The organism is Pseudoalteromonas sp. RW-H-Ap-1 (assembly GCF_048318575.1).
Taxonomy (GTDB): Bacteria; Pseudomonadota; Gammaproteobacteria; order Enterobacterales; family Alteromonadaceae; genus Pseudoalteromonas.
The window spans coordinates 630929-647385 of the sequence record NZ_CP166997.1; the positions used below are offsets into that span (position 1 = coordinate 630929).

A 16457-nucleotide genomic window follows, 5' to 3' on the forward strand; every position below is an offset into this window, starting at 1 on the left:
AATGGACAAGTTGTTATTTGTATTTTAGATCAGCAAGTTAGTTGAGGGTATAAGCGCGTTCATACCGTAAAAGTATAAACGCGTAAGTGATCAAAATTGATAAGTAACACCCACTGTGGCCGTTGTACCTAAACCTTTAATGTTGTATCCACCATAGGTGTAAGATTGCGCACGGGCAGGGAAGTAGTCTTGATTAAATAAGTTTTCTATCCCGATAAAACCTTGCCAGTTATCTGCAAACTGATACTGACCGCTTAAATTAAAAACAGTGTAGTTATCGACAGGCCCCTGATCGCCAACATACTTACTATTAACATTAGGTTCAAAGCGTTTTCTATCACCCACATACAAGTAACTTAATGTTAGTGACAGGGTATCCGTAGGCTGCCAGTTAAGGTTGGCTGTGGCTTTTGGTGGACTGATTTGCTTAGAGCCTAAATATATATCGGCTTCAGTATTTTTACCTTCTACATAACTATACGTTGCCAGTAATTTAAGAGATGGGTTTATGGTGTAGTCTACTAAGGCTTCATAACCCCAAATTTTTTGAGGTGCTCTAACCGGTTCATAAACACCCGTTACTTCATTAAATTTGTTTGTAGTGCCAAGCTCAGAGGTGCTTCGATATGCTGCGACTTCTAAACGAACTGCATCAAATTGAGAGTTAAAACCAATTTCATAATTATCGATAATTGAAGCTTGTGTTTGAATAAGGCCTATATCATTGACTGTGGCAGAGCGAAGTAGGCGGCCAATATCTGATATATCAGATCCCTGTGAGTAGTTTAAAAAGGGGCTGAATCTTTCATCTAGATTGTATTTAATGCCCACGTTATAGGTTGTAGCATTGTAATCAACCGTGTCGCCTTTTACGCTACTTGGCACAGAGCATTGCGTGGCTGTTTTACATAATTTAAGCGTGCGATAATCGTCTACGCTAAGGTCGATATTTTCTTTGCGTACACCGGCCTTTATTATTAAGTCATTAGCGATGACCCACTTAGTTTGTAAAAAGCCCGCGACACTTTTCATGTCCATTTCTGGCACCCAAACACGACCATCAACCAGGGGTTGTGCAGTCACATCATTTAACGCATCAATTCCGTAAATAAATGACGCTTCAACTGAGTCAAAGTCTACCTGGGTATTAAAAGTTGCTCTGGCGCCTTTTTTTCTGAGCTTATAACGGATTGACCACCTTGATAATTCTCATCATGATTGGCAAGGCTTGGAGAGAAGAAAAACACATTTTCTATATCTTGCGTATAGAGGTCTAACGTCATTTGTGTGTTTTCAAGCAGTGCGTAGTCGGTGTATTTTAAGGTTATATTTTCGTTGCCTTCTGGCCCTTGGGGTTTACCTTGTTTTTGTAATTCTGACGGCACATGAATGGCGTAGGTTTTTTCTCCTTGGCTCATATCACCAACAACATCGCCTAAATCGGTTTTTTGTTGTGAACTAAAGTAGTTATAGCTAAATTGGAGTTGCTTTTCATCATCAAAGTCATAGCCAAGCTTAGTGAAGTAATTTTGTGTAACGGCATCAGATAAACCATATTGTAAACCGAGAACATCGCCTTGCGAATCGCGTTGTACACCGTTTTCTTCATAGCTTGCAGTTACTAAGTAGCTAAATTTATCTGCACGACCATTAAATGCTGCAGATACCCTTGCGCCTGCGCTTTCTTCGAGTTTTACCGCACTAAAACGACTCGATAAGCTTATTTCACCTTGGGTTTGCCCATCGCTTTGTGCTTGTTTGGTAATATAGTTAATAATTCCGCCTGATGCGCCGTTACCATAAATTGACGTTGCCCCTTTAATGACCTCTATTCGACCTATTGCGCTTGGATCTAAGGTTTTTACGCCTAATGATCCGTTACGCAGTGGTGTTGATTGTGGCACCCCATCAATCATAACCAGTGGGGCACGCCCGCGTAAAGTTTGCCCTGAATTACTTGAGCTTCCAGTATCTGGAGCAAGGCCAGGAACCATTTGTGCTAAAAGGCTTTGTAATTCTGGATTAACTTTTAAATGTGCTTCTATTTGTTTTTGACTAATAATAGTTATGGAAGCAGGGACCTCATCAATACTTTCAAAAACACGACTACCCGAAACAATAACGTGCTCCATTTCTGTTTGATTTAAATTTCTTTGGATCGTTGATTCGTCTGCAATACTGGCGCCACTGACTATTAATGCTATTAAGCTCAGAGATGTTTTAAACATGCGGGTCCTTCGTTTGAATGGTTTAAGTGTATTAATGATGGGCGCAATATTAAGAGTAATTTAAAGTAAACGCAAGGTTAATGATAATTGTTTCTATTTGCATTTATTGAGAGGGTAATAGAGGTTTGAATATAACGTTGTGTTAAAAATAGATGTTTTACTCGTACCGATAGTGGATTATTGTTAGCAGGCCTTCTGCGTTATGTTGCACAAGGCATTAAAATAAAGATACGATCAGTTTTAATTACAAGGCACCTTGTAGAATCACACCGAGGTTAATAGCACTCAATTACGCAGTGCTCAATTGCAAATTCATCATGTAAATAGTTTTTGATGGCGTTAAGCTCAATAGGGGTATCTGTTTGCATCACAATTTCACAGTGAGTAGTAGTATCGTCCAGTTGCCATGCTTTTATAGATTTTATTTGCGTAATGGCAAACTGTTGCAGTAATTTTTTGCTGATAAGTTGCTGGTCAAAACCAATGGGGGCTGCTTGCATTAAAATACTGCAGCTCGCTTTAAGTAATAATACACCATGATAAATAACATATAGTGATATTAAAATGGTCGCTATTAAATCAACTACATACCATTGATATAAAATAATTAAAGTACCCGCAATAATAACGACTATTGATGCCATTGCATCCGATACGTTATGAATAAACGCTGCCTTTATATTCATATTGTTTTTAGCGCCAGCTTTATAAGTTAATAACGCAGTGACTAAATCAATGAGTAGCGCAAAGGCAGCAACCCACACAATAATCCAACCGTTAATTGGTTGGGGGTTTAAATAACTATTTATCGCTTCAAAAATTAAATAACCACCGATCAATATTAATGTAGTGCTATTAAAAAGGGTTGCTAGTATCTCTGCACGTTTGTAGCCAAAATGATGGGTTGTATCAGCCTGCTTATTGCCAATGTTTCGGGCAACGAGGGCGATAAAAATAGAAGCCGCATCACTTAGGTTATGTAGAGCATCGGCAATTAATGAAAGACTGCCAGAAAATACGCCGCCAACAACTTGCACTACCGTCAGTAAAACATTTATAAATACGGCAAGAGTGAGCTGTTTATCACTTTGGTTATCATCAACGTGACTGTGTGAGTGACCATGACCCATTTTAGTTAAACTCCCTTATTGCTTTACTTTTTTCTCATAATGACAACTTTTAACCATTTATAAAAGCGCTGTTTTAATTTGTTTTTTAGATACCCTAATGGCTAAATTTAAATAAGCCCGTGATAGTTACGTATTGAATATAAAAACGATATGCTAGGGTACAAATAAATGTATTAATTGCTTAAGTTATCATAATTATTTAGGCACTTTTTATTTTAAATTTAATAGGCATAAAAGCAGTTTTTAAAGGATCAATAACAATGAACACAGCAATAGAAATTCGCGATGCACAGCCAAGTGATGCTAAAACAATTCTGCATTTTATTAATGAGCTTGCCATTTACGAAAAAGAGCCAGATGCAGTTAAAACCAATGAGCAAGCCATTTTAGATACACTTTTTTGCGACGGCGCAACAGCGCACAGTTTAATTTGTTTACAAGATGGTGAGCCGATTGGTTTTGCAGTGTATTTTTACAACTACTCTACTTGGTTAGGTAAAAATGGTCTCTATTTAGAAGATTTATATGTTAGCCCAGATAGCCGTGGAAATGGTGCCGGTAAAGCAATCATGAAAGAGCTGGCAAACAGAGCAATAAGCAAAGACTGTGGCCGCTTTGAGTGGGTAGTGCTTGATTGGAATAAACCCGCGATTGATTTTTATAATAGCATGGGCGCTGAGCCTCAGAATGAATGGATTATATATCGTTTAACGGGTCAGGCATTGATTGATTTTGCAAACAAAGATTAGTACCGAATATGGCCAGTATTATATCTAGTTTTTGTTAAGCTAAGCGCTACATAATTTATAAGAGCAATTTATGGTTAATCAGCATTGGCAAAAAGCGCGTCAGAGCCGCGATGCGCGTTTTGATGGGCTTTTTTATGTAGCGGTAAAAACCACAGGCATTTATTGTCGGCCAATTTGCCCTGCGCCCACTGCGCATGAAAAAAATGTAACCTACTATCAGTTTGCGCACTCTGCTGCGCAAGCAGGGTTTAGGCCTTGTATACGTTGTAGGCCCGATAGTGCACCAGGTAGTGCTGCTTGGCTGGGATCAAAAACCACGGCATTGCGTGCTAAACAGTTAATTGATCAATATAACGAGTGTGATTGTGAAGTGCTTGCCGCGCGTTTAGGAATAAGCAGCCGCTATTTAAGGCGGCTTTTTTCTCAATATTTTGGTGTTTCAGTTACTCAATATCGGTTATTTAACCAATGCCATTTTGCAAAAAAATTGATTCAAGAAACCAGCTTACCGCTTACCGAGATAGCGTTTGCCTCCGGCTTTAAAAGTGTAAGACGATTCAATGATGCTTTTTTAAAACAACTTAATATCGCGCCCTCAGTGCTCAGAACCGCCAAGCACCCAACTGATCTTGGGCTGACCTTAATTTTGCCTTTTCGTCCGCCGTATAACTGGCAGGCATTGCATGGGTTTTTAGCAAAACGACTAATAGAGCCAATAGAGTGGTTATCGCCAACCAGTTATGGGCGTACTTTTACTTATAAATCGTGTAGAGGCCGCTTTAATGCTGAATTTATTGCAGATAAACATCATTTTCGGGTGCAAATCGATATAGATAATACGCAATATTTACAGCCAGTTATTAACAACATTCGCCGTGTACTTGATTTAGATGCTGATACTTATTTAATTGAGGCGCATTTAAACGAGCATATTAATAATGCATTTCCACTTACTAAAGGCTTAAGGTTACCAGGTATTTGGTCAACCTTTGAAGCGGGTATTCGCGCTGTGTTAGGTCAGCAGGTGAGTGTGACTGCGGCGCACAATTTAGTGACTCAATTGGTGGATCAGCTTGCAGATCAGCAAGAAGGAAATGTGTACTTTCCAGCACCTAAAGTAGTGGCAGGCAGTGACTTTACTTTTTTTAAAATGCCGCAGGCACGTAAAAATGCACTGCATAATCTTGCTGATTTTTGTGCTACTCATCCCGAGGAGGATGATTTAGACCAATGGCTTACTTTAAAAGGAATTGGCCCTTGGACGGTTAATTACGCAAAACTGCGCGGTCAAAGCCAACCGGATATTTTACTTGATGGTGATTTAGGGGTTAAAAAAGCCAAAGCGGCAGCAAGCTCGTTTGAATCTGCGAACTGTGCACCATTTCGATCTTACTTAACTTTTCAACTTTGGCAGCAATTATGATAGTGCAAACCAGTTTACCCAGCCCGATTGACGATATTATTATTCAGGCAACTGAAAACGGTATTAGTTATGTGGGATTTTATCCACCGACCGGTTATATCAGTACGCCTTTAAATAAGGTGACTAATTCACATGTTTTATCTTGTGTGGCGCAGCTTAATGAGTACTTTGCTCATACGCGTGCTGAGTTTGATTTAGAGCTTGATACTGGCGGTACGCCATTTCAGCAAAGCGTATGGCAGGCATTACAAAGCGTACCGTTTGCTAAAGTGGCAACCTATAAAGATATTGCCATACAATTAAATAATCCTAAAGCAGTGAGGGCGGTGGGGGCTGCAAATGGTAAAAACCCAATCAGTATTATTGTGCCGTGTCACCGCATCATTGGTGCAAATAAAAAGCTAACTGGTTATGCCGGTGGCTTAGAGCGCAAGCAATGGTTACTAGAGCATGAAGCAAAATAAATAACCTGAACTCCGGCTAATAAATCCATCTCAAGCAGCTACTTTCAGCGCTAACTGCGTTAAATTTACTTGCAATAGGCGAGCTATTGACGCGTAATTTCGCCTTGTTTTCACTAAAAATCGCTAGCTAGAGAAAAATAAGCACAAATATCATTTTTGATTCAAAATGTTAGTAAATCTCTTAACCAGAGTTCAGGTTAAATAAAATAGCGTTTCCAAATTTGTATTCTCTGCACTTTAGGGTAGCATAAGCGCACTTTTTATTTGAAGGCATGGCCATGGCGCAATTATACTTTTACTACTCTGCAATGAATGCAGGTAAATCAACCACTTTATTACAATCAGCGTTTAATTATAAAGAGCGCGGTATGGAGCCTGTGATCCTCACCGCCGCCATTGACGATAGAGCAGGAGTGGGCAAAGTATCCTCACGTATAGGCCTTCAAGCAGATGCACATATTTATGATGCGAATAAAGACGTATACGAGCTTATAAAATCGCTCAATAGTGACAAAAAACGCCATTGTGTACTCGTGGATGAATGTCAGTTTTTATCTAAAGATCAAGTTATGCAGTTAACCGATGTAGTCGATGAATTAGGTATTCCCGTATTGTGTTATGGCTTAAGAAACGACTTTAGAGGTGAGTTATTTAGCGGCTCGCAATATTTACTTGCTTGGGCTGATAAGTTAATAGAACTTAAAACGGTATGTCATTGTGGGCGTAAAGCAAATCACGTATTACGTACCGATGAAAATGGCGAGGCTATTGCCGATGGTAACCAAGTAGAAATTGGCGGCAACGACCGTTATGAATCGGTGTGCCGCAAACATTATAAAGCCGCGTTAAATATGGGCCGTTAAGGCTTTTATAAAGGTATCAATATTCGCTTTGGTAATACCTAAATGGGTTACTAGCCTAAGTTGCTTACTTGGGCTAAACACAATGTCTTGTGCTTTTAAATCGGCTGCTAATTTTGTGATGTTTATGCTGTTATCAAACGTAGCGTAAACCATATTTGTGGTATTACTCATATTTACGTTAAAGCCTGAAATTTCATTTAACTGTTTTGCTAAATAACGCGCGTTAGCGTGGTCATCGACTAAACGTTGCGTGTTATTTTCTAAAGCATATTGCCCCGCAGCAGCTAATATACCCGCTTGGCGCATACCGCCGCCAAGCACTTTTCGCCAGCGTCTTGCTTTGGCTATCAATGCTGTTGAACCAAGCAATAATGAACCAACAGGTGCACCTAATCCTTTTGATAAGCAAATAGATACAGAGTCAAAATGTTGGGTTATTTCTTTAATATCAACGTTAAGCTCGGCAGCGGCATTAAAAGCGCGAGCGCCATCTAAATGCAGTGCTAAGTTATGTTGGTTAACAAATTCGCGGGCTTTGAGTAAATAATCAATACCGAGTACTTTACCACCTATGGTGTTTTCAAGGCTTAACAGGCGGGTTTTTGCAAAGTGGCTATCATCGGGTTTAATTGCTGCAGCAATTTTAGTAAAACACAGACTACCATCGGCTTCATTTTCAATAGGCTGTGGCTGAATAGAGCCTAAAACGGCAGCGCCACCGCCTTCAAACTTGTAGTTATGAGCACTTTGGCCACATATATACTCATCGCCACGTTCACAATGGGCCATTAATGCAAGCAGATTTGTTTGTGTGCCTGAGCTACAAAAAAGTGCATCTTGCACATTAAAGCGTAATCGAGCATAAGCTTCTAATTGGTTTACACTTTCATCATCACCATACACATCATCGCCAACGGGGGCATGATACATAATGTCCCACATTTTGCTGCACGGTTTTGTTACTGTATCTGAGCGAAAATCTATCATGAGGTGTCCTTATGTGGCTTTTATGCTAATTCTTCACAAATTTGTTCACGGGTGGCCTTATCAAAATAGCTCCATGCAATAAAGCGGCTGACTTTTTGCCCTTGTGCCATTTCAACAATTTTAAATTCACTAATAGGCTGTTGTTTTAGCTGTGCTTGTAAGGCTGCCAGAGTTTCTTTTTTAGAAACCAAGGAGGTAAACCAAATTACTTGGTCACTGTAATCACTGCTTTCTTTAATCATGGAAGAAATAAAGGCCAGCTCACCACCTTCACACCATAGCTCATTGCTTTGTCCGCCAAAATTAAGTGCTTGCGAAGGCGCTTTGCCTAAGTTTTTCCATTTGCGTTCACTGCCTTTATTGGCTTCTTCTGCACTGGCGTGAAATGGCGGGTTACACATCGTTAAATGATACAAATCTTTCGCATTAATCACCCCTTTAAAAATATGTTCAGGATTTTTTTGTTGTTTAAGCGTTATTTTTAAATCATTAAACTGAGCGAGTTGCTTGGCTATTTTGATTGCTGCAGAGTCTATATCGCTGCCAGTAAAGTGCCATTGGTATTCGCTACTGCCCGTTAGCGGGTAAACTAAGTTAGCGCCAGTGCCTATATCAAGCACTTTAATTTGTCGGCCAGTGGGAATAACCTGCTGATTATCTTCGCTGAGTAAGTCAGCTAAGTAATGAATATAGTCAACTCTACCTGGAATAGGTGGGCATAAGTTGTGCTCAGGAATGTCCCAAAAGTTAATATTGTAATGACTTTTTAATAGCGCCTGATTTAAGGTTTTGACAGCTAAGTTATTACTAAAATCAATACTTTGATTGCCTGCTGGAGTCGTAATTAAAAAAGCAGTTAACGAAGGGGTTTGCGAGGTAAGCAAATTAAAATCGTAACCATTTTTGTGTTGATTGCGCGGATGTAATTTAGAACGAGTTGATTTTGCTTTCATGAGGCTTTTTTAACAACAGGAATAAAAGCCAATAGTAACAAATACAGACAGAAAAAGTGCATAATTTTCCCTTTGGCTTACCAGTTATTACTGGTAGGATGAGTTGTTAGCAATTATAAGGAATTCGCTTTGGCAGTTACTCAACAGTCTGTTTTTATTAAATTAGGTGACCATCAAACACTGCATTTGCGCCGTATCGCAAATCAGCAGCCAAGTGGGCCTGTGGTGCTATTAATTCATGGTGCGGTAGAAAATGGCAAAATATTTTACACTCATAGCAATAAAGGGTTAGCGCCTTTTTTAGCTGAACAAGGGTATTGTTGCTACGTTGCTGATTTACGTGGCCGTGGTGAAAGTAAACCTGCCATTTGTAAACAAGCACGTTATGGACAAACTGAGGCGATTGTTGAGGATATTCCGGCATTCATTGAAAAAATTGAACAGTTAGAGAGTAAAAAACCTGACTTTTTAGTTGCTCATTCTTGGGGTGGGGTGTTGCTTAATAGCGTGTTTGCTCGCTTCCCTGAGTTGATAAACGATGTAAAAGCGTGTGCCTATTTTGGTTCAAAGCGTTCGCTATTTAATAACCACCCAAAAAAATTATTCCAGGCCAATTTGATTTGGTATTTTATGGCACCCATATTAGCGAAAAAACACGGTTATTTACCGGCAAAGCGCTTGAAATGGGGCAGTGATGATGAAACTCAAAAGTCGCATTACCAAAGTATGCAGTGGGCCAAGCAAAAGCCATGGATAGACAGTGATGACGGCTTTGACTACGCTAAAACATTAGCAAATCTTACGCTTCCTCCAACGTTACATATTGCGGCAGTAAAAGATAAAGCATTGGCACAGCCTATCGATATTCAAAAATTTATTGATGAGTCAGGTACTGGGGTGCAAAAGATGCAAATATATGGCCGCCGCTTTGGGCATTCAGTAGATTACGACCATATAAATATGCTTACTCACCCTCAGGCACGTCAAGAACAGTTTATGGATGTGCTTAACTGGTTTGAGGCAACGAGAGCAAATTAAGTAAAGGGGCTTCATAACGCTGCCACTTATCAAGGCTTTTGTTATTTACAGGTTGCCTGATGGCATGTTTACTAAGCGTTGTAACGGCGCTTTTATTTTTGTAAAAGTCTAAACAAGTGTGTTCAAATTCGCAGCCCGTAAAACTCAATAGTGCGGTTAATTGATCTTTAGGATTTTCAATTAACTGCTCGTAACTTAAATTATAAATAGCTAAGCGGTTAAATTGCTGCCAATGGCTCATCAGTTTTTCATAAAGCTGATGGTACAAAGTAAATTCATTTAAATCACAAAAATAGGGTTCGTTTTCAGCAAAGTAATTAGTAAACACTGAAAAGGCGGTTGCGTGAAAGTTGCGGGTCAGGTTAATAAACTTAGCATCTGGGAATAAAATATAAATTAGCCCTAAGTTTTGATAGTTGCTCGGCAGTTTATTGATCACAAATGGGCAGTTGCCTCCAAAAGAGCTTAACGTATCTAAATAAATATCTCTGGCTTGGTTAATTAAAGGCGTTGTTAGTTTAGCTAAACATTGAGGGTAGCGTAATCCTGTTTTATGTTCTAAAAAAGCAACTACCTTATTACTAATACTGGTGTCCTCTCCAAGCGTTGCCCATTGACTGTGCCCTGCTAACATTTGCTCAAGTAGGGTTGAACCGCTTCGTGGCATGCCAATAATAAACACGGGTGTGACAGGGTACTGTTTGTTTAGTTTTGCTAAATTGAGCACACTTTCATTGTGATATTCAATAAGTTGATCATAAAACCCAATTAAATCCTCAGTATTAAATTCACTGAGTTTACGTTGTTGCTGATTGGCAATAACAAAGTAATTAAATGCTTGATCAGTATCATCTAACTTGTCGTAACTTTTAGCTAAAGCATAGTAACAGACCATTTTTAAGCGTAGGTTATTTGTTTGCGTTAAAAAATGGTGTAACTGATCAATGTAATTATTTGCTTTATTAAAGCGCCCTAATTGTACCAATTCAAATAAAACATAAGCCGTAACCGGTGCTATCCCAAGCTTTAATGCCTCCTCAAATGTGGCCTGCGCTTTATCAAGCTCGCCAAAGTTTAAATAGTGCTGAGCTAAATAATAATGAGTGTCTGGGTTTTCTGTAGCAATACTGGCTGCGTATTCGAGTACTTTTTGCGCATCTTCAGGGGAGTTGACCGCATTAAATGCATCACTTAGTGCATATAAGGGTTCTAATACATAGGGTAGATGCTGACACGCCCGTTGTAGTATATACACGGCGGCATCAAATTGTTCTAAACGCAATGCTACCTTACCTAGGCCAAATAGGGCGTCACCATTGTCTGGCTCTGATTGTAAAAGCGTTTTGTAATGAAACTCAGCTTCTCTAAGCTTGTTTTGTGATAATAACTCATTTGCTTTTTTTAGTAGCATAATACAACAAATATTCTTTTTATTTACTATAACCCTAACGCCATAAAAAATGCGAGTGTAATGGTCATTTTAAATGGGTTTATAGAGGGTAATAAAAAGGCGAAATGCATTACACATTTCGCCTTTTCTTGTTGTTAACACATTTTAGAAAGTATAGGTTGCTTTAGCGTAGTAAAAACCACCATTAATACCGTATGGAGAAGTTTCGTAGTACTTACCACCCCAATTGTTATTAGGTGCTACGGTAAAATCAAGTTTCTCTGCTTCTTGGTCCAGTAGGTTTTGTGCACCGACTGAGAAACTGATTGAGTCATTCATAAAGTAAGTTACTTCAACATCTAATGTTACTGCTGCATCAGCTATTTTAGCGGTTTCATCATAATCTACGTGAACACCTTGGTACTCACCAAAGTAATTAAGGCGAGAAAATGCTGAAAAGCTTTCCCATTGCTGTGCCCAGCTCAGTGTTGCACGGTGATTAGGTAAATCATTTTCAAGACGGCTTACTTTAAATGCTCCTGTGATATCACTTGAGCGTGTTACTTCTGTTTCATTCCAGTTGTACGCTAAGCTAAATGTAGAACTACCATTGAATAATTCAGCTGAGTAGTTAGCCACTAAGTCAACACCTTGAGTAGTGGTATCAAAGTCATTGGTAAAGAAACTAACTTGCGCTAAGTTTTGTACGTTAGGTACACCGGCAGCTTCGAGCGTGTCTTTATCTGCTTGGCTAAGTTCTATTTTATCTGACTGACTAATACGATCATCTACTTGGATGTTGTAGTAATCAACTGTTAAGAATAAATCGCCCATGGTGTATACAGCACCAAAGGTATAGCTTTGTGATTCCTCAGGCTCAAGTTCAGTACCACCAAGTTGAATAGCAATTGGGTTTGTAGGTGGTAACAAAGCTGAATCTACCAGTACACCACTGCTTAAGTTAGTTTGTACGTTACTAACATTCGCTTGGCCTACGGTAGGTGCACGGAAACCGGTGCTAATTGAACCTCGAATATTCAGATCATCAGTAAGGTGGTATTGACCCATTAACTTATAGTTAGTGGTTGAACCAAAGGTATCGTAATCTTCGTAGCGAAGCGCTAAGCCCATTAAGAACTCTTCAGTAAATGGCGCTTCAATATCAATGTAAGCTGCATAGTTTCGACGGTCGTATTCGCCTGCATCTGATGGTTTAAATCCAGGGAAACCGTTAGAACCAATACCAAAACCTTGATCAGTTAGTGGGCCAGCTATAAACGAAGCTTCATCGCCTGATACCACGGTAAAGGTTTCTTCATGCCACTCTAAACCACCGGCAATGTTTACATCGTAAGCTAAGTCAAAGTCAAAACCCTTTGAAATATCAAAATTAAAGTTTTTCTCTAATTGTTCATATTTACCTGGGCTAAAATCACGCGGGCTATCTGGACCCAATGATGCATTGATTGTGTCGTATATAAAGTAGCGAGATTCGTTATACCCTACAGTACCGCTTAAATCATAGTAAGCGCCTTCTAAAAAGCCGCCAGTAAACTCGCCTTTAGTACCAATAGTGAGTGACGTATCTGTGATATTGCCACCAAAGTTTGGTGTAAAACCGCCCGGAAGCATTTCGTTAAATGCGAAACAATCAGGGTTGTTTGCTACACCATTAATGTAGTCAGGGTTATCAAGAACGTTGTCATCAATCATGATTGTTGGACAATTACCGCTCATGTCGCCGGTTAAATCACCAACAAGGAGTGTTTCGCCACCATCATTTGAGTATGCACCAGGGCGAGTATGCGGGTTACGGTAATAAAAACCACCACGTACATCACGTTCAGAATAGTTACCAAACATATAAAATTGTGAGTCATTAGTTAGCTCTAAACCAACATTACCAAAGATAGAGATGTCGTCATCAACCTCTGGTGCACCCCATACTTGGGTGATTGGAGCAATGTCAGGAACACCAGCTGCATCAAGTGCTGCGGCATCCGGTCTTTGTACCGAGCGGCTAGTCGCATCGGCTGTTTTGTACTGAAAGCTTAAATTTGCAAAACCGCTATCGGTAAACGGTAAACCCACATTACCTGAAATTTGGGTTGTATCACCGTCGCCTTCGTAATATTGGCCTTTTCGAACTTCAAATGACCCGCCTTCCGAGGCATCTTTAAGTTGGAAGTTTAAAACCCCAGCAATTGCATCAGAACCATATTGTGCAGCAGCACCATCGCGAAGTACTTCTACTTGTTTCAGTGCAATACTTGGAATAACTGAAATGTCGGCACCTTGCGCACCATCATTAATACCACCACCTAAAAAGGCAATAACTGAAGCGCGATGACGACGTTTGCCGTTAAGTAAGATTAATGTGCTATCTGAAGGTAGTCCGCGTAAGTTTGCAGGGCGCACTAGTGAAGCGGCATCACTAATTGGCATTGAGTGAACGTTTAAAGAAGGAATAGCCCCTTTTAACAGCTCTAGCATATCAGTATTACCTGATTTGCTAAGTTCTTCACCACCGATGATATCGATAGGAACAGGTGAGTCACCAATAGAGCGGGGCGCAGAGCGCGTACCTACTACGGCAATTTTTTCTACATTTTTGTTTACTTTAACTTCTGTTTGCTCTTCTTGAGCAATTGCTGAACCAGAAACAAACAAGCCTGCGGCTGTTGTTGCTAGAGCAAATTTGATGGCCTGTTGAAGCGCGTTGCTTTTTAATTTCATTCTAAATATCCCCAGTTAGAATTGATTTGTATAGTCTATTACTGACTTATTATTGTGGACATTTCACGTTCAATGGGGAGCAAATATAGCTAACTCACTCCTAAAAGCTTAATTAATTAAGCGCACCTCCTGTGAGTCCTCGAAATAGACTATAGATAAAAAAACTAAAGAGGGCAATGGGTAATTAACCACTATTTAACAAGTTGAAACAAATGATTTATCTAAAAATAACGCAGAGTTAATTGCAGCTAGGGCGAGAAAAGGAGGAAAAAACAGACATTGATACATAATGACTAACTAAGTAAGTTAATTTAGTCATTTTATATTATTGAATTAAATTGATTTGCTGTTGATATTTTCACCATGATGTTTTTTCCACGCTGCCAGCTTTTCTTTATATTCATCCCACACACAAGGGCAGCAACTGCCGCCGCCACAGCATTCATCAGATTTTGGTCTTTCGGGTTTAGTGTCGGGGCGATTTTTTTGCATTTTTTATTACAAAAGTGGAAAAAAGGACACTTAGAATAAATGATTGAACAAAGCGTGTAAATTATTCTTTGTGAACTTAGAGCGCTGTGTGAGAATACAGGCTATGCGATTATATAAAGTCATTCATCGTGCCCCCTGGCGGGTTGCTAAAATTAGTAAAAAGCGACAGCAACTGCGTTTTCGCCGTGCTATGGTCGCGCTTAAAATAGCCCTTGCTCAAGAAAGGCAAGAAACCAAAGAGATGCTAATAACCTACAAGCGTTATACTCAAGGGCAAACAAACAAAGCAGAGCTAAAACGCGCCAATGAGCAGTTTGTTGATATTTTAAAAGGGTTGGGGCTAGGCATTTTTGCGTTATTACCTTTTGCACCATTAACTATTCCATTGGTTGTTAAGCTAGGGCAGTTAGTGGGTGTTGATGTTTTGCCGAGCTCTTTTAGTATGAATAAGCCTATGAAAGAAATTGATCAAGAAATTACTCAACAAAACCAACAGCAAGACTCAACTCCCTCCGAAAAGAAGTAAGCTAGTTAGAGTATAATTAGCTATACCTTTTAATAGTGCTTATTGTTATGCTAGGACATCAATTTCTATTATGTGAGTCATTAATGAGCGCTTTACTTTGTCATACCTCTTCAGGTATCCCTCTATCTTTTGTTGTTAAAAATGAATTAACAGACTGGCTTACTCAGCAACCGAGCTTTGTGCAGCAGTGGCTTGCAAATACCGATTTTGAAAAGTCAGGGCTGGCGTTAATACCAAACGCAGAAACGGGTGAACTAAGCCAAGTATTTTGTATTATGCAACGAGCTGATGATTTTTGGGCCGCTGGCGAGCTTGCAAGTAAATTACCTAAAGGCTGCTATCAAATTCAGGGTGATGAATCGTTAGTTTCTCAACTTGCTTTAGGATTTGTGTTAGGTGGTTATGAGTTCAGTGAGTATAAACAAAAAGCCACAGCTAAAGCTCAGCTTGGCATTGCTGATAAAACATTATATGAACAAGTAAAACAACAAGCAGATGCAATTAATCTAGCCCGTGATTTAGTAAATACCCCCGCTGCTGATATGATGCCGCAGCACTTATCACAGGTAATGAGCGATTTAGCTGATACATTCGACGGCGAGTTTACTCAATGGGTAGGTGATGAGTTATTAGAACAAAATTACCCAACTATTCATATGGTAGGCCGTGCAAGTGAAAACAAACCGCGTTTACTCGATTTGAAGTGGGGTGCGATTGATGCGCCGCTAATTACATTAGTAGGTAAAGGTGTATGTTTTGACTCAGGTGGACTGGATTTAAAACCAAGTTCAGGCATGCGTAACATGAAAAAAGACATGGGCGGGGCCGCACATGTTATTGCCTTAGCACAACTAATTATGGCCGCTAACTTACCAATACGTCTTCGCGTGTTAGTCCCTGCGGTTGAGAATGCCGTTTCGCGTAATGCATTTCGCCCAGGCGATGTAATAAAAACACGTAAAGGTATTATGGTCGAAATAGATAATACTGATGCAGAAGGGCGACTAGTTCTGTGTGATGCGCTAAGCGAAGCACAAAACGATGATCCTGAATTAATTATTGATTTCGCTACTTTAACCGGTGCATGTCGTGTTGCTTTAGGGACAGAACTGCCAGGCTTTTTCTCAACGGAACGTGATGTAGCTAATGCGATTATGGACTCGGGTATGCAAGTTAACGACCCTGTTTGGCAATTGCCGTTATTCGAGCAATACACCCCATTTTTGAAAAGCGATGTGGCTGATATGACTAACTGTTCAAGCACGCCATTTGGTGGCGCAATTACCGCTGCGCTTTATTTGAAAGAGTTTGTAGAGCCAAATACACCATGGGTTCACTTTGATGTAATGGCATGGAATTTACGTGCATTACCCGGGCGCCCTGCAGGTGGTGAAGCTTTGGGTATTCGTGCTGTATTTACTTATCTACAAAATCGATTTAACTAACCTAGCTTGGGTTAACTAAATCAAACATACCTT

13 protein-coding genes and 1 pseudogene are annotated in these 16457 nt (G+C 39.8%); 7 read left to right on the forward strand and 7 right to left on the reverse strand.

Going from position 1 to position 16457, the window contains the following annotated elements:
• Nucleotides 1-90: 90 nt before the first annotated feature.
• Nucleotides 91-2228: pseudogene (locus AB8618_RS19175) on the reverse strand (TonB-dependent receptor).
• 275 nt (nucleotides 2229-2503) lie between these two features.
• The gene (locus tag AB8618_RS19180) at nucleotides 2504-3358 is read right to left on the reverse strand and encodes a cation diffusion facilitator family transporter (protein ID WP_409425777.1); all 855 of its coding nucleotides are present in this window, start codon (nucleotides 3356-3358) and stop codon (nucleotides 2504-2506) included.
• A gap of 260 nt (nucleotides 3359-3618) precedes the next feature.
• On the opposite strand from AB8618_RS19180, the gene AB8618_RS19185 reads away from it, so the two are divergent.
• From AB8618_RS19185 to AB8618_RS19200, 4 genes are all read left to right on the forward strand, one after another.
• On the forward strand, nucleotides 3619-4107 hold the full coding sequence (locus AB8618_RS19185) for a GNAT family N-acetyltransferase (protein WP_178957355.1): 489 nt from the start codon (nucleotides 3619-3621) through the stop codon (nucleotides 4105-4107).
• A 70-nt stretch (nucleotides 4108-4177) separates the two neighbouring features.
• Nucleotides 4178-5530 (forward strand): DNA-3-methyladenine glycosylase 2 family protein, encoded by a 1353-nt coding sequence (locus tag AB8618_RS19190; RefSeq protein ID WP_413403062.1) that lies wholly within the window; start codon nucleotides 4178-4180, stop codon nucleotides 5528-5530.
• Nucleotides 5527-5994 carry a methylated-DNA--[protein]-cysteine S-methyltransferase gene (locus AB8618_RS19195; RefSeq protein ID WP_413403063.1) on the forward strand — a complete coding sequence of 156 codons (468 nt, stop codon included), beginning with the start codon at nucleotides 5527-5529 and terminating at the stop codon, nucleotides 5992-5994. The genes AB8618_RS19190 and AB8618_RS19195 overlap by 4 nt, the downstream gene beginning before the upstream one ends.
• A gap of 278 nt (nucleotides 5995-6272) precedes the next feature.
• Nucleotides 6273-6857: a thymidine kinase gene (locus AB8618_RS19200; protein ID WP_178957351.1), complete on the forward strand. Its 585-nt coding sequence runs from the start codon at nucleotides 6273-6275 to the stop codon at nucleotides 6855-6857.
• Here AB8618_RS19200 and ltaE read toward each other — a convergent pair.
• Together ltaE and rlmF are read right to left on the reverse strand one after the other, a co-directional pair.
• Nucleotides 6840-7844, reverse strand: a complete 1005-nt coding sequence (ltaE, locus tag AB8618_RS19205) for a low-specificity L-threonine aldolase (protein WP_413403066.1) — start codon at nucleotides 7842-7844, stop codon at nucleotides 6840-6842. The two genes, AB8618_RS19200 and ltaE, sit on opposite strands and share 18 nt — an antisense overlap.
• A 20-nt stretch (nucleotides 7845-7864) precedes the next feature.
• Complete coding sequence (gene rlmF / locus AB8618_RS19210; protein WP_178957347.1) at nucleotides 7865-8797, reverse strand: 23S rRNA (adenine(1618)-N(6))-methyltransferase RlmF; 933 nt, start codon at nucleotides 8795-8797, stop codon at nucleotides 7865-7867.
• Nucleotides 8798-8926: 129 nt separating this feature from the next.
• Between rlmF and AB8618_RS19215 the strand changes: the two genes are divergently transcribed.
• Nucleotides 8927-9835, forward strand: coding sequence for an alpha/beta fold hydrolase (locus AB8618_RS19215; protein WP_409425784.1), 909 nt, complete (start codon nucleotides 8927-8929; stop codon nucleotides 9833-9835).
• Here the strand turns inward: AB8618_RS19215 and AB8618_RS19220 are convergent.
• The 3 genes from AB8618_RS19220 to AB8618_RS19230 all read right to left on the reverse strand — a co-directional run bounded on the left by AB8618_RS19220 (nucleotide 9804) and on the right by AB8618_RS19230 (nucleotide 14453).
• Nucleotides 9804-11246 (reverse strand): tetratricopeptide repeat-containing sulfotransferase family protein, encoded by a 1443-nt coding sequence (locus AB8618_RS19220; protein ID WP_409425785.1) that lies wholly within the window; start codon nucleotides 11244-11246, stop codon nucleotides 9804-9806. The genes AB8618_RS19215 and AB8618_RS19220 overlap by 32 nt on opposite strands.
• 144 nt (nucleotides 11247-11390) lie before the next feature.
• Nucleotides 11391-13961, reverse strand: coding sequence for a TonB-dependent receptor plug domain-containing protein (locus tag AB8618_RS19225; RefSeq protein WP_178957342.1), 2571 nt, complete (start codon nucleotides 13959-13961; stop codon nucleotides 11391-11393).
• 333 nt (nucleotides 13962-14294) lie between these two features.
• Nucleotides 14295-14453, reverse strand: a complete 159-nt coding sequence (locus AB8618_RS19230; protein WP_138606804.1) for an oxidoreductase-like domain-containing protein — start codon at nucleotides 14451-14453, stop codon at nucleotides 14295-14297.
• Between the two features lie 103 nt (nucleotides 14454-14556).
• On the opposite strand from AB8618_RS19230, the gene AB8618_RS19235 reads away from it, so the two are divergent.
• Nucleotides 14557-14979 carry a hypothetical protein gene (locus AB8618_RS19235; protein WP_178957339.1) on the forward strand — a complete coding sequence of 141 codons (423 nt, stop codon included), beginning with the start codon at nucleotides 14557-14559 and terminating at the stop codon, nucleotides 14977-14979.
• A gap of 83 nt (nucleotides 14980-15062) precedes the next feature.
• Nucleotides 15063-16424, forward strand: coding sequence for a leucyl aminopeptidase family protein (locus AB8618_RS19240; protein ID WP_413403070.1), 1362 nt, complete (start codon nucleotides 15063-15065; stop codon nucleotides 16422-16424).
• Nucleotides 16425-16457: the final 33 nt, after the last annotated feature.

Bases quoted from the DNA above. Each gene is read 5' to 3' on its own strand.
- ltaE (WP_413403066.1), bottom strand. From the start codon at position 7,844: ATGATAGATTTTCGCTCAGATACAGTAACAAAACCGTGCAGCAAAATG.
- AB8618_RS19190 (WP_413403062.1), top strand. From the start codon at position 4,178: ATGGTTAATCAGCATTGGCAAAAAGCGCGTCAGAGCCGCGATGCGCGT.
- AB8618_RS19220 (WP_409425785.1), bottom strand. From the start codon at position 11,246: ATGCTACTAAAAAAAGCAAATGAGTTATTATCACAAAACAAGCTTAGA.
- AB8618_RS19200 (WP_178957351.1), top strand. From the start codon at position 6,273: ATGGCGCAATTATACTTTTACTACTCTGCAATGAATGCAGGTAAATCA.
- rlmF (WP_178957347.1), bottom strand. From the start codon at position 8,797: ATGAAAGCAAAATCAACTCGTTCTAAATTACATCCGCGCAATCAACAC.
- AB8618_RS19230 (WP_138606804.1), bottom strand. From the start codon at position 14,453: ATGCAAAAAAATCGCCCCGACACTAAACCCGAAAGACCAAAATCTGAT.
- AB8618_RS19180 (WP_409425777.1), bottom strand. From the start codon at position 3,358: ATGGGTCATGGTCACTCACACAGTCACGTTGATGATAACCAAAGTGAT.
- AB8618_RS19185 (WP_178957355.1), top strand. From the start codon at position 3,619: ATGAACACAGCAATAGAAATTCGCGATGCACAGCCAAGTGATGCTAAA.
- AB8618_RS19195 (WP_413403063.1), top strand. From the start codon at position 5,527: ATGATAGTGCAAACCAGTTTACCCAGCCCGATTGACGATATTATTATT.
- AB8618_RS19225 (WP_178957342.1), bottom strand. From the start codon at position 13,961: ATGAAATTAAAAAGCAACGCGCTTCAACAGGCCATCAAATTTGCTCTA.
- AB8618_RS19240 (WP_413403070.1), top strand. From the start codon at position 15,063: ATGAGCGCTTTACTTTGTCATACCTCTTCAGGTATCCCTCTATCTTTT.
- AB8618_RS19235 (WP_178957339.1), top strand. From the start codon at position 14,557: ATGCGATTATATAAAGTCATTCATCGTGCCCCCTGGCGGGTTGCTAAA.